At 36.7% G+C, this 14,391-nt stretch carries 10 protein-coding genes and 1 pseudogene; 1 reads left to right on the top strand and 10 read right to left on the bottom strand.

The features are described 5' to 3' along the window. Nucleotides 1-7: 7 nt before the first annotated feature. The 3 genes from DYH27_RS12875 to DYH27_RS12865 are packed head-to-tail and all read right to left on the bottom strand — an operon-like array spanning nucleotide 8 to nucleotide 3,988. Entirely contained in the window at nucleotides 8-319 is a 312-nt protein-coding gene (locus tag DYH27_RS12875; RefSeq protein WP_004364918.1) for a hypothetical protein, read from the bottom strand. Next, nucleotides 316-951 carry a hypothetical protein gene (locus tag DYH27_RS12870; protein ID WP_004364917.1) on the bottom strand — a complete coding sequence of 212 codons (636 nt, stop codon included), beginning with the start codon at nucleotides 949-951 and terminating at the stop codon, nucleotides 316-318. The genes DYH27_RS12875 and DYH27_RS12870 overlap by 4 nt, the downstream gene beginning before the upstream one ends. A 1-nt stretch (nucleotide 952) precedes the next feature. Beyond that, nucleotides 953-3,988, bottom strand: coding sequence for an esterase/lipase family protein (locus DYH27_RS12865; protein ID WP_115338027.1), 3,036 nt, complete (start codon nucleotides 3,986-3,988; stop codon nucleotides 953-955). Nucleotides 3,989-4,399: 411 nt separating this feature from the next. On the opposite strand from DYH27_RS12865, the pseudogene DYH27_RS12855 reads away from it, so the two are divergent. Continuing rightward, a pseudogene (locus DYH27_RS12855) lies at nucleotides 4,400-4,693 on the top strand (conjugal transfer protein TraG); the annotation flags it as partial. A gap of 105 nt (nucleotides 4,694-4,798) precedes the next feature. On the opposite strand, the gene DYH27_RS13330 reads toward DYH27_RS12855, so the two are convergent. The 7 genes from DYH27_RS13330 to DYH27_RS12830 all read right to left on the bottom strand — a co-directional run bounded on the left by DYH27_RS13330 (nucleotide 4,799) and on the right by DYH27_RS12830 (nucleotide 14,385). Further along, on the bottom strand, nucleotides 4,799-4,990 hold the full coding sequence (locus tag DYH27_RS13330) for a hypothetical protein (RefSeq protein ID WP_004364400.1): 192 nt from the start codon (nucleotides 4,988-4,990) through the stop codon (nucleotides 4,799-4,801). A gap of 6 nt (nucleotides 4,991-4,996) precedes the next feature. Then, a complete protein-coding gene (locus tag DYH27_RS12850; RefSeq protein WP_004352625.1) occupies nucleotides 4,997-7,057 on the bottom strand; it encodes a TonB-dependent receptor plug domain-containing protein in 2,061 nt (686 codons plus the stop codon). Then, nucleotides 7,058-8,341 (bottom strand): radical SAM/SPASM domain-containing protein, encoded by a 1,284-nt coding sequence (locus DYH27_RS12845; protein ID WP_025068367.1) that lies wholly within the window; start codon nucleotides 8,339-8,341, stop codon nucleotides 7,058-7,060. It abuts the gene before it with no gap. Nucleotides 8,342-8,398: 57 nt separating this feature from the next. Next, entirely contained in the window at nucleotides 8,399-8,614 is a 216-nt protein-coding gene (locus DYH27_RS13325; RefSeq protein WP_004364402.1) for a hypothetical protein, read from the bottom strand. Nucleotides 8,615-8,690: 76 nt separating this feature from the next. Beyond that, entirely contained in the window at nucleotides 8,691-10,883 is a 2,193-nt protein-coding gene (locus DYH27_RS12840) for a peptidase domain-containing ABC transporter (protein WP_004352635.1), read from the bottom strand. A gap of 5 nt (nucleotides 10,884-10,888) precedes the next feature. Then, nucleotides 10,889-13,153, bottom strand: a complete 2,265-nt coding sequence (locus tag DYH27_RS12835; protein WP_115338025.1) for an outer membrane beta-barrel family protein — start codon at nucleotides 13,151-13,153, stop codon at nucleotides 10,889-10,891. Beyond that, on the bottom strand, nucleotides 13,150-14,385 hold the full coding sequence (locus DYH27_RS12830; protein WP_238987994.1) for a radical SAM/SPASM domain-containing protein: 1,236 nt from the start codon (nucleotides 14,383-14,385) through the stop codon (nucleotides 13,150-13,152). The genes DYH27_RS12835 and DYH27_RS12830 overlap by 4 nt, the downstream gene beginning before the upstream one ends. Nucleotides 14,386-14,391: the final 6 nt, after the last annotated feature.

The following is a 14,391-nucleotide window of genomic DNA, read 5'->3' as shown; positions in this document are numbered from 1 at the left end:
GTAAAAATTATTTATTGTTATTCATTTGCTCAACATTTCGAAGAGCGTTGTTGTAAAGCTCTGATTTTATACCTAAAATTTCTGCATCCTGTTCTGTAAGGTCGAGATAATATCTGCCATTATTATTGCGGATAAGATTAGTCAGGATAGTACTCTTGTCTATTTGGATATTGTATAAATCCATACTGTCCAAAGGCTGTCTATTATGCTCTACACCATTCCCGCCATTAGTTATATCTGAGTAAATATCGTCATGGCAAGCTGTAAAGAAAAACATTAGAGCAAATAACGGAATAAATCTAAAAACACTTTTTTTCATTGTAATTGTACTTTGTTATAGGATAAAACATCAGAAAAATGTCCCTCTAACTTATATGAAATAGGGAATTCATCATTGGAATAGAGATAAATCTCACCGTCTAACTTTTTAGTTCTATTATTAAATTTCTTAAAAATAATAGTGCCATCTATAGATGTTGCTGATGGCAACTTATTATAATCTATAATAATAGCGATACCCCTACTATCATTGTTGTTTTCAGAAACTGGTATATATTTCAAGAAATCTTCAAAGATAGTTCTGTCTTTATCGTACATTAAATTCTTTGATAATTGGTAAGATTTATCCAAATTTGGAAAGACTTCACCTTGAGGGATACGAAAAGCTCCAAACAACCATAATGGTGTTTGACTTTGAATACTTCTAAACATAAATTGGAAAATAAAAATACTATCGTTATAAACACCTAATCTATCACCATTGAACAATGTTGGCTTTATTGGAAGATCAGGGTGGAAAGCATCATATATAGACACATAATCTTTATATGCGACACCATTAACGCTAGCATATCCATACACAGTGATGGTTCCATCTTTATCTTTTGAACAACCTATCAAGCTACACGTAATAAGCAATGTTGTAGAGAAAATTAAAATGTGCTTGAACATATTATTTTATTTTTATAGTTACAGGAATAATTTGTATAAACTTGTCCTCCGGGTTTAGCAATGCTATCGTATAAAGGCATGTATGATCAACCTGCATGTTGTGTGTAATATAATCCAATTCTTCTTGTGGAAGAACATCTTTAATAGACATTTCCCCTCTTGACACAGGTATTATGTAGGTACTATTAAACGGGCTATATACTTTAGCTTTCGTAGAAGTCCAGATGTCACCTTCATATTCTTTAGACAAAGAAATATCTCTAGTAAGGTATATCTTGCCGTATTTGTATGAATACGTAGTCCCATCTTCTTTGTATATTTTTTTTGCTGCGTCAAGTAACAGCCTATTATTTGATGCGTAAAAAATATCCGTCGCTGTACACTTTACAGATTGAAGTAGAGATTCTTTTCCATTACTGTCTATAATTTTAAGAAATACAACAGCATCTTTGTCTTCTATAGGTATGAATACTGATGGGCTATTGGTATCAATCCATCGTATATCTTTGTTTGGAAATTTTACTCCCCATCTAAATATTAACGATGAATTTATATTATCAATATTGGCTTTGTAGGTTTCATCTATGCATTTTGCTTCAATTTCAAAACCATCTGGTTTATGTTTGGAAGAAAGCAAATAAGTTGGGACTCCTATATATACCAATTTGCTAAACTTCATCCCATTAGTTTCACCAATTACATATACACAACCATTTTTAGATACGGTAAGTATCCCATTTTGATTAATGGTTCCAATTGATGCATCCGACGTACTCCATACAACAGTTCCTTTCGCTCCAGATAAAGTGTACTTTGCTCCAGAATACCCAAAAATAGGCCCTGTAACAGTTTGATTTATGTGGGATAATATCCAATTTTGTGCACTCTGAGAGAAAGACATATGTTGTTTATAGGTGTCATTTGTTTCAAGATAGAAATTGTTACCAAATGCAGTTCGGGTATTATCTATATTAAATGTAAAAGAGCTAGGAGATAATGAAATACCGTTGTATGCCAATGCACTTGATGTGGGGATAAATGGAATATTTATATTTATCCCCCATGAATACCAATAATCAGCAAGAAAAGGAATTGTTCCTCCATCACCTATATCCATCTTTTTTAAATCGAATTTTGAGGATGGATATATATCATACAGCAAAGGACTACTATTAAAGCCTTCATATTTAAATATACTTTTCTTAATAGGGATGGTCCATAAAAAATCCTTTTTTAAAGCAAGTTTGAAATAATTTACTCTCTGTCCTTGTGATTTCCCCGGTAGGCATTCAAATTGAAAGTCAGCCGAGGTCCTTCCTGGTAGAGATGCTAACAATCCAGCAATTACATCTTGCAACCCAATTCCGATAACTAGGCCTGTCAATGGTGAAATCCAATCAGATGTTAATTCTGTTCCAGCGTTGGCATTAAGGTTAATATAATAACTAGGAACTTTAGATGTTGAATAATCGCTATTAGCAATACCAAGCATTTGGAAGTTTTTCCCTTTATCTCCATTAGGAAAGCCAAGTTGCCTGAGTTCCTCCTGCCATTGTACATGTAGAGAGTTATTTAAATGTCCAGCAGCATCAATACTATTACAAAGCATCTGTTGAGCAGCTGTCGAATATGCCAATTTTTCACCTATTTCTAAATAACTCTTTGCAGTTGGTATCTTTTTAATAAGCTTATCTATCAAATTCTTTTCTTGTAGAAATTTTCTTATTCCATAAAAGCCATGCAATAGCCCAATAGGAACATTAGCTCCTAAATGTGGAGCATCATAGCTGACATAAGTCCCCACATGGTGTGGCTTGTTTTTGTTCTCCATTGTTTTTAAAGCATATCTAGCTACAAGTCCACCCATACTGTGGCCTATTAGAAGGCTTGGTTCACTGTTTTGAGCAGACATATTGTTTATAGTTTCTATTATCTTTATTAATGTATAAGCGTTCGCTTGAATATATTCTTCAGGTGTACACCAATCAATATAAACGAAATCATATCCATTATCTGTAATAAATTTAGACCAAGCTCTATAGTAAAAAAGTAAAGACCTCTGGTCGCTTTGAGCGTTATTGCTTGTTTGGGGATTAAACCCTTCAACAAATATAAATGGTTTTGATATTTTCCCGTTCCCAAGCCTTGAAGGGATAATCGTTACATTTGCAGTTGTAGATATTCCTCTATAAGAATCTCCCTGCACTGCAATTTCTATCGGCTGAAGGAATGTTGAAGCCCTAGTATTCTTCTTTATGTCCATTGTGTTACAGACATTTAATGTAGTAGTATAAATGCCTATATACCCATCGTCGGAAGTAATCTTTATTTTTATATTGTGCTGTCCATTCCTAATGTGAGCTTTTATTTTGGATCCCAATACACTCATAAAACCACTTCCGTAATCCAATTCTACATTTTTTATACCTACATTTGCGAGGATTAACTTTTCAGGAAGGTAAAATGTTATATCATTTGTATTAGACGTATTTTGTATTATGCTTCCAGCACCTACCATTTGGGTTTGATAAGCTTTGGGGCTGTAACATTCAACCACACCATTAGTATATGATATATACCCATCTTTTAAAGCATCCTTTTTAATATGTGAATACTGGTAGAATAATACGCACAATCCGATAGTCCCGTCTTTCTGTTGTGAAATATTTTCACTATATGCTTTATCATAACCCTTGTAGGGATTGCCAAAAAGATATGCTGAACGTAATGTTTCTACTAATTTAACATATGTACCCAAATCACATTTCCGTATTATATTCCCATTTTTGTTAGGACTGAAATTAGATAATTGCTCGTATTCCTCTGCATAATCCAAAAGAAAACCAGTTGGCACTATTTTACGATTAATCTTAACGAACATCTTATTCAGTTGTTCTTTGATCGACAAATTATTTTGATACGAGGATTTTTGAGCATTCGCATCAGAAAAATAACTTGCAAATAAAATAACTATAACAAATATATAGGCATATTTATATGCATCTAATTTCACCAGCTTTTTAAGTATCTGTACCATAGAATCTTATTTTAAGTTTTTATTATTTTTAGCATTATTATCTTAGCATCCAAGACCGATTAAAGCCTTATTGTTCCTTTAGCTATCTGAATAAGATATTCTGCCACAAATATATAAATTTATATTGTTTAAAACAAGAAAAACAAGTTTTTTTTCAAAAAAAATGTATTTCCTTAGTATTTTCACTATATTTGCTGTATTATTTACTATATAACTCGTTGGCGGAATTAAATTAAAGGATAAATTAATATGCAAGAAAAGTTGCATATAAAAGATGTTTTGTAACTTAGTAATAACCAACACACTAAGTTCAATAATCCGTATGCACAACTTATATGCGAATTTCGCAAAAATCCTTAATATATGCAATTCTTTTCAAAAGACTTGGTAAACTCGGCCTTAATTCCGCCAACGGGTCAGGGTATGTTTGAAGGTGCAGTATCCGAAAACTTCGATGAACGTATCGACCAAAAGATATTCCATGCAGAGATTGTTGTCGATAGTGCCAGGGTATCAGTAGAAATGAAAGCTTACCAGCCAATCCCGATAATCACAAACTTCGTAAACGAAGATGGCTCCGACAATCTCAAAGAGACCATCGAGGCCAACTATAAATGTGTCAAACAAGATGTGCAGACTTTTGTGAAGAGTGAGATTGAACGTATCAAAGCAGATCCGACATTGACACACCTTATCAAAGAATAATTCTCTAATTTTATGCGTGATATTTAGTTCTTACATATTCTTCAAGATGTTATTGTTTTTTAGAGGAATAAAATTGCAGAAAAACTAACATGTTTTGGTAGAAAGTCACATCAATAAATAATGTAAAATACTTTCACTTTTCAAATCAGGATAAGGTATGATACAAATAACTAATAATAAAACTAAGATGATGACAACTATTATCACTGTTCCCCATCTTAAAAAAGGTGAAGGTATTTCACCTAGAAGACTACGAACCTTTTCAGAGCGTAATTCTATTCCTGTTTCTTTTTTCATTGTGATTTATTTTAAGATTGCACTTTCACTATTTTTATGTTCATAATCAGGTGTTTTGGATGTCTTCTTGCCGTAATCAAAACTATAAACAATTTTCAATGTTGCGTACTGGTTGTAACTGCGACTTTGATTTATTTGTTTGAAGGAATAATATGGTGTTGACAATTCATCCACAATATTATTCTTCATCATGAATAAGTTGTTTGCATTAGCTTCGATAGCCCAATTCCCATGTTTCCACATTGCCGACAGTTGATATTGCCAATAAGTCTTCCTACTAATTTGGCTGTCTATTAAATCACGGGATGGTGTCGCCAAAGATACACTGAAAGAAAAATCCTGAATATAGTAGTTTACCATAGCAGATCCTGAGATTGAGGACAAGTTACGATGTTCAGTCCCTCCCCGCACCAAATGTTCAATCCATTGACTGGATAATTTCATATTGAGTGAACCGGAGGGTTTATAGGTCATAGATATATCAGCACTGGGGCGATGATAGATACAATCATCTCTAAAAGTGCTGATGAGGTGTCCGTCCCGTATGTAGTAATCCGAAATAATTGAATGATTTTGGTAGAAGTATGACACCCCTGTTTGTAAAGCGAATTTATTAAGATTCAATGTATGACTTAATCGTGGGTTTAAAAGAATTGAGTTGTCCATATCCGGGTTACCTTTAAGAATAATGATAGGATCAATCTGTTGTTCGACATTGTTAATAGTATTAATCCTCGGATAAGTATTTCCCAAAGCAAATGTAAATTGAAGTTGCTGTACTTTATCTATCTTATATGCTGCTCTTGTCTGAAGTCTTGGCGTAAGGTGATTAATAGGCTCCATCCCCTTTAAACTATATGTAAGAAAAGATAATCCAGGGTTGATATCAAAGAAAAATCTTCCTAAACGCTGGGAATAGTCAGCAAAAAGGATTGTTTCCGAAGAATGCAAATTTTGATTATATATCGAAGTTCCCGTGTATTCAGAATCACTAATTCTCATGAACTCGAATAAGCTGAAAGCCAATCTGTTCCTATGACTGAACGCCATTGAATAGTTAGCATTCGCTTTGACGTAATAATAATCTTCTTTGACAAGTGAATGAAATGACTCATCATCCTCATTATAAAAACGGTTATAGTCGTTCCGAGAATAATATCCATCAAATACATAATCTAATGACTTTGTATCGGAAAAAGTGTGCAGTCCGTAGAAATAAACACTCGGACGATAAGATTTGTTTCGACTGTCAATATTTAAAATACTGCTATTCTTGATGGATGTGTTTGTGTGCCAATAGTTAATCCTTCCGCCATTGATGTTGTTTCTTTTATCATCCCATGCCATACCACCACGAAGCATCCATATATATTTTCTTCCTCGGTTACTTATCGAAGCTTGCACATATTTTCCCGTTTCCTTATTTCCAGCATTATTGTAATATTGTTGCCTGTTTAACTGATAATCAGGAAATTTAAAAAACTCATTTTCATTCATTGATGATTTGGGATTTTCCAAAGAATATCCTGCCCAAAGATTCAGACTTTTTGTTCCTGTGACAAATTTTGAAATAAGGTTATAGTTACCATAAAGAAACCCTATACCTTGAGACGCATCCAGATGGGTATAGCCACCGTTGTTGATTGGTTTCATTACAATGTTTATAGCGTATGCGTCTTTGGCGTATTTACCGTTCGGTACGTCAAAATATTCCACGCGAGAGATATCCTTCGGTCTCAATGACTGCACCTCCCGGAAATCAGCCTCGCGCCCATCAATGTAGAGAGTGGCAGCACCAGCTGGAGTTGTTACACTGCCAGTCGAACGCTCAACAGATACTCCTGGGACCATAAGATTGTTCAATAGGTCATAACCAGTCACAGCATGTTTACGTTGCTCTTTTGTTGGAATCGCAAGGATATGATCTTTCTCACGTGCGAGATAAAATGCTTTGACAACCACTTCTTCAAGTTCTTTGGTTTGAACCGATGTTTTCGTTGTGTCAGGTTCCTGTGCATATGATACGTTGAAACATAAGCACATAATAATAACAAATAATGTTTTCATCTATTGAATTACTTTATACTTAAAATCAATATATCTTTTGAGCTTATCAATGACACCTTTTCTTTTTGCCTTGCAAAAACTTTCTTGGTTATCTTTTTGATAAATCCTTTTATATGGACAGCCTCCTTCGCATATAGGGAAACAGAAACAATCCTCACAATTAACGTCTGTCAGAGGATCGTTTTCCAATAGATATTTCAATAGCAGTTCATGAGACAACGATACTTCTTTAACTGTCCCTATTGTTTTTTCCTTGATACCAATATCATTCCAGCATTTATAAAGTTCTCCTTCTGGACCAATGACAAAACTTGTAATATGACGCGCACTACATTCTCCAAACAAAGGGCGAGGATATAATGAAATCGGAATATTATGAGTATCATATTGTTCTAACACAAACTTATTGACTTCGTCTGCTTCAAAACAACAGCTATTTGGTTCATCAGAAAAGTCATCTGTGACGTACCCCGGATGGATATTGATGCTGTATTTTCCGTATCTCTCCTTGAGATAACTGTATATACGAGGATATTCTGATTGATTAGACTTGTCAACATTAACTCTAAATCCTATAGAAACCTCAGGATATATAGAAAACAAATCGTTAAGATTATGTACAATTCTTTGGAAACTGTCATTGTTCTGTTTATGAGGTCTACGTTTATTATGAACTTCTTCTAAACCGTCAATTGTCACTTGAATAGTAGAAATTTTCAACTCCTTCAATTTCTGGGATTTTGCTTTATCTAATAGATACGCATTCGTTATCATATGGGCGTTATAGTTGTCAAACATTTCCAATAGTCTGTGTGACATTTTTTCAATATACTCAAATTGAAGTAAAGGTTCTCCACCATACCATGTAACGCGCAAATACTTTGTGTTCTTGAATAATTTAACAAATGATATCGTATCTTCAAGCAAATTGGTCTGAGCTTTTGCAGACAATGGGGTAATACCCGATTCATAGCAATACACGCATTTGAAATTACATGCTGTAGTCGGTGCTATGGTCAATGTTAGATAACTGGTATCCAAACGGGACATTGAGCGTTGTAATTTAATAGAACGATAAATATTAGTATCATCATCAACTAATATCATATTCTTCTTAAGCGTCAGTATTTCTTTCTCCGATAAATCAGAAAAATCACCACCCTTTACTTTGTCTATACAAGATATAAGTGATGTGTCCATTTTCATCAAATTATTCGTGTAGGTGTTGTAAATAAATCTTCCATAAGGAGATTCTAACACGATATTATATTTAGACCAATCCATAGAATAAATTTTAAAGAAGAGGGGACTTTAGAGAGAAAATCCCCTCTTCATTATTAGTTATGCTAGATTTTTACATGTGCAATCTGGTGCACAATTCCATGCATCACAACTCCACCATGGGTTGCAGTAATGCAATTTGTCTTCCAACTCGGTGCCAGCATTTGCATGATTGACACCTCCGAAGATTTGCGCCATTACAGCAGCATTCAAATGATTCTCAAACTGCTTGTTGGAATCATTACGTTCTACGAACGTGAAAAGATTTTTTTTCATTCTTTCCTTTTTTAAATGTTAATAATTATGTTGATTACCTGCCAATAATGATTTACCATTAGTTGGCTATTATTGATTAAGTGCCTAATTCAAGTTGATTCTTCACGAGATTATAGTATATACCACGCTTTATTGTGAGTGCTTCGTGGTTACCGATTTCCACTATCCTGCCTTTATCCAGCACCACTATCTGATCAGCATTCTTCACCGTGCTTAATCGATGTGCCACGATAATTACAGTTTTCCCTTTGTAGAACTCGTCCAGATGTTCCACAATCATGCGTTCATTGTTGGCATCAAGAGAGTTGGTGGCCTCGTCAAGGAAGATATAGTCGGGGCTCTTATACACGGCTCTCGCTATCAAGATACGTTGTTTCTGCCCTTGACTCAAACCTACCCCATCGCGCCCAATCTTCGTGTTGTACTTTAGCGGCAGTCCCATTACATAATCATGAATACAGGCTATTTCGGCAGCTTTCTGCAATCGTTCCTTGTCTATCTCCCCATCATCTACGGCTATATTGCGAGCTATCGACTCAGAGAATATTATACCGTCCTGCATCACCACGCCACATTGTCTGCGCCACCACTTTTTATTAAGCGTGTTTATATCTGTTCCACCAACGGTGATTTGTCCACCCTGCACAGGATAATAGCCCAGCATAAGTTTGATGAGCGTGGTTTTTCCGCTACCCGATGCTCCGACAATGGCTGTTACCTTGCCTTTTGGGATTGTGAGACTTACATTATCTATGATAGTTTTCTGTGCGTGTGGGTCGTATTTGAAGTTTATGGCTTCAAGTTCTATACCTTGATTTCTTTCTTTCACAGCCGTTTCCAATCCCTGCTTTCCGTTCTCATCATCCATACAATGGATTTCATTGATACGCTCCAGACTTATCTTTACGTCCTGCACCGAATAGAAGAACCCCATCAGCTGTTCTACAGGAGAGTTGAGTTGTCCAATGATGTATTGTACGGCAAGCATCATACCAAGTGTAAGCTGTCCATGAATGACGGCTGTTGCTGCTACCACCGTGATGACGATGTTTTTCAGTTCGTTGATAAAGATGCTGCCAGCTTCTTGTGTTTGCTGCAGCTTCAGCGACTTCATCTGTACCCCGAATAGGTCTGCTTGCACATCCTCCCATTCCCAGCGTCTGCGCTGCTCGCAGTCTTGTAGTTTTATCTCCTGCATGGAGGTGATAAACTCGTAAGTCTTGTTGTTGTTGATGGCTTGCTGCTCAAAGAGTTCATAGTCAAGTACCTTTCTGCGCCTAAGAAATAGTGCAAGCCAACCGCCATAGAGCAGACTGCCGAGCATAAAGATCGCAAAAACAAGCCAATTATAGAATAACAGCACAATGCTGAATACCACAAAGGTAAAGAGCGAGAACACAATGCTGAGCGTTTGTTGTGTTAAGAACATGTTTACGCGACTATGATCATTTATGCGTTGCATGAGGTCGCCCATTAACTTGGTATCGAAGAACGACATAGAGAGCTTTAAGAGCTTAATAAAGAAGTCGCTCACCAACGAGATGTTAATGCGCAGTGAGATGTGAAGCAAGAGCCAACGGCGAATAAAGTCAATAGCGGTGCGGCTCACCGTAAGAATCAGTTGCCCAAGAAGTATCAACCAAATAAAACCGATGTTTTGGTTTTTGATGCCCACATCCACTATGGCTTGGGTGAGGAAAGGCAGAATGAGTTGCAAAAGGCAGCCCACTAATAGCCCTAAGACAATCTGCCCGAAGTACCTGCGGTATTGTCTTATGTAGCCAAAGAGGAACTTAAACGAGCGTTCTTCTATTGGCTGCTCGTCTATCTGCCTTTCATAAAATGCAGGTGTGGGCTCTAAGAACATAGCTATTCCTTTCTCCTCACCGCTCGAATGTGTGCTAATCCAATGCTTCTTAAAGTCTTCGATATTGTATTTTACAAGTCCTTTTGCTGGGTCAGCTACATAGAATATTTTGCCTTTTTTTACTTTATACAGCACCACAAAATGGTTCTGATTCCAGTGGAGGATGCAGGGGAGAGGTGAATCGCTTAATTTAGTAATTTTAATATTTCCCGCGATTGTTTTTATACCCAAATTTTCTGCAGCCTCTCCGATTCCTTTCAGGGAGACACCCTCTGTGGTCACAAAGCATATCTTGGATAAAAAAAACATAGGTATTGTTTTCCCATAATGCTTACTAATCATACACAAGCAAGCAATACCACATTGCATAGAATCTTTTTGATAGGAAAAAGGAAAAGCCATATTAGTTATAATCTATTTAAGAATTCCTTAGAAGCGATTTTCTTGCTGCTGTCGAGTTTCAACTTACCAAAATTGTAACTCAATTTCACTATCAGGCGTTGGGTATCACCGCTGGTATCCATCGTTGTACGTATATTATTGTATTTCATTGTCCAGTTGTTCGACCTGTCAGTATGGAATATGTCATTAGCAGCAACTGTCACGTTCAGCCTATCCTTCATCAGGCGAAGTATGTAGGCAAGATTCACAGTCCACGAACTCTCATGATCGAACAACATGCTTGTACCTCCACTGTCGAAAGAAGCATTAAATACAACTAGCGAATGGTTATTAAATGCCCACTGCGCATTCGCATCAATATACCAGGATGCCTTGTTCCACGAATGTTCTTCCCCTAGATAGTTTGCCTTGACAAAAGGTTGGGTAAACGAACCTGTTACATCACCTCGAACAGGACCGAGCGAATAGTAATAAATAACAGTAGCCACAATATTCTCTGCCTTATTGAAGTTCACAGGCATCCACTTAATATTCTTATTGTCAACTGATGTCTCCGTCCATAAAGGGAGTTCCACTATTTTATCATGATTTCTATTATAAGCTATCGAGGTGAACAAATCGCCATAGTTGTAGCTTAGTTTCACGTTAGTGGTAACATTTGGCTTCAACTGCGGATTGCCTACCTTATATGAGATGGCATCATAATAATAAAGCCCGGGATTCAAATTGGCAAACGACGGGCGCCCAATGGTCTGCCCCACAGATAGACCCACCGATGACTTAGCAGTCAGTCTCCTCGTAACTACCAAATTAGGGAACAGTCTCCATTCTGTAGAGTCTGCAAACGCTCCTGATACGTTGGTCTCCAGCTTTCGATGGTCGGCTTCCATTCTCAAGCCACCTTGCAGATAAAAGCTCTTAATTTGTCTCGACAGTGACAAGTATGCACCATATAGGCTCTCGTGAGCATCGTACGCCTCTGCATCTGTATTGTAGGCATAGTTACCCTTGTTGCTCATGGCCGAGAAGAAAAGTCCCATCGACACATCGGCCCACTTGCGGTGGCTATTGTATGATAGGCGTGCACCACCGATATGATATTTTCCTTCACTTTCTGTAGCAACAGCAGGAACAGTGGAAGCCAATCCTGTCTCATCGGAGCGGCGTAGCGCATAATCGGCAATGAATGATAGAGTACGTGTGGAGTCTATTTCGTTCCTGTAGTTCACGCTGGCACTGTGCAGAAAGTCGGTTCCTCGTTTCTTTTGACCGAAAGCCATGTCGTTTCCATCCATCGTCTGCCTAGTAGGTTCGTTGAGATGGGTGTTACCTACATTACCTGTATATTGGAAGCTGAACAACTGATGTCGGCTGATATCCCAGTTCATGGAATAGAACCAGTCGAACTTCCGGGCATTCCCATGCGTATGTCTTTCTTTTGCACTCTCTATAGTCTTTTGTGGCAGGAACACAGTTTCGGTAGTATTGTCTATCTGCGTTGTGTTCACATACGAGAACCCTGCCGTAAGAATATTGCTCACCTTCTTATATTTCTCGTTGATGGTCACATTCGCTATATTCATATAGTCTCTAGCAAAGACAGACGTATTGCTTACTTCCGAAGAGAGTGTGTTCCCCAATGCCGACTTGGTGGTGATATACACAACTCCATTATTGCTGGCACTATATTCTACGGTTGGGTTGGAGTCTACCACTATCTTATTTATTTCCGATGCAGGAATAACTTTCAGCTCCGCCATGTCTACAGGTCTTCCGTTGAGTACGAACGTGGGCGTTCCACCCTCCAACAACTGCAAGTCGGAGGTCAAACCTGGAATCCTACCCAGCACGTCGATCACCTTGCCCATATATTGCAAATATGAATGTGCCACATCCACTGTTATCTTGTTCAATCCTACTTTTACTGTAGTTCTTTTCCCTTTCACTATAACACCGCTCAACTCCGTGGCATCCATCTTCATGCGTATGGTACCCATCTCTCGCTCGTTGCAATCTCTATAAACTGTCTGATAGCCAATGAACGAAAACTTCACGATACCTCCACTGCCAGAGGGCTCTATCGTGAAGGAGCCATCCTCACGTGTCATCGTTCCTTTCACCAGCGAGGAATCTTGCCTTGAAAGCAGCACCACATTTACAAATGCCAGTGGTCCACCTTTCTCGTCAACCACCCTTCCGTTTATCTCTTGTGCTGACAATCTTACAGATAATAACAACAACATAAAAAATACTACTAATATTTTTTTCATATTACACTATTTTTCTTTAAGGTGTATTCTTCAAGAAAATTCTTCATTCCCTCATCATCATACTGACAAATATCATAGGGTATCAGCCTCTTTTTGTAATTAACCCGATACAGGTTACATCCTCCATCGCATACTGGTAGAAATTTGCATTTTAAACATTTGGAATCAGAAAACTTATCGCTACCTTGAACTAATTCTGAAATGATATCAAAGTTGTTAAATCCTGTTTCCAAGGTACCTATAGATCTATTTTTGATTCCAACATCTGCCCAACATTTATATAACAAGCCCTCTGGATCTATTACAAAAGCAGAACTATCTGTGCATGTTCGTATTCCACAATCAATCTTTGGAAAAAGAGATTTATAAGTTATAACTCCTTTTTTCTCAAGAGACAATATAAAATTGCATTTTTCTCTTGTATTTAACTCTACAGAAGATCCGCCTTCCATTCGTGGAATTGTTGAATTGTTTAAGATAAATGCATAATATATATTTACATTTTTGTTCTTCCATCTTTTTGAAAGAATATCATATATCTCAGAATACTCTTCTTTATTTTTTTTACCAATATTAGTTCTCACTCCAATTGTGCAATTTGGCATGAGTTCTAAGGCTATATCTATATTTTTAATTATCTGTTCAAATGTTCCTTTTCCATTCTTTAAAATTCTAGTTTTATTGTGAGTAGCTTCATTACCATCAATAGTTATCTGTAAATAATCTAGTTTCCTTTGGTTTAGGTAGTTACATATTTCACTATTCAATAAATAACCATTAGAAACCATAGAAGAACGTTCTAAGGGTAGCCTCGAGTACTTATCAAAAAGGGTGTAAAAACTCTTTATTGTATCAAATGCAACTAAAGGCTCTCCACCATGCCAATTTAAACTTACTCCTTTTTTCTTTCCCTCATACTGATTTATGAAATCAATAACTTTCATTTGTATTTCCTCAGGCATTGATTTAGAGGAAAGATTGTGTTCGTAACAATAAGGACATGCAAAGTTACAACCTAATGTTGGGCATAAAACTATACTAAGGACTCCTTTCTCAGAACAAGCAAACCTTTTCGTAAAAGACAACTTATTTATGTAATTATTATCCTCGAAATCATCAACTAATATTTTGTTTTTTACCAAATATTCGAATGTTTCCGAATCAACAAGAGCATTAGCTCTATCTGGTTCTTTTTCGCACGCTAAAAGAGCATTATAAGACTCTTTATCCAAGCTGAT

The sequence above is a fragment of the Prevotella denticola genome (assembly GCF_900454835.1).
Taxonomy (GTDB): Bacteria; Bacteroidota; Bacteroidia; order Bacteroidales; family Bacteroidaceae; genus Prevotella; species Prevotella denticola.
The sequence above is the reverse complement of the archived record's forward strand: the minus strand, read 5'-3'. Positions and strand labels throughout refer to the sequence as shown.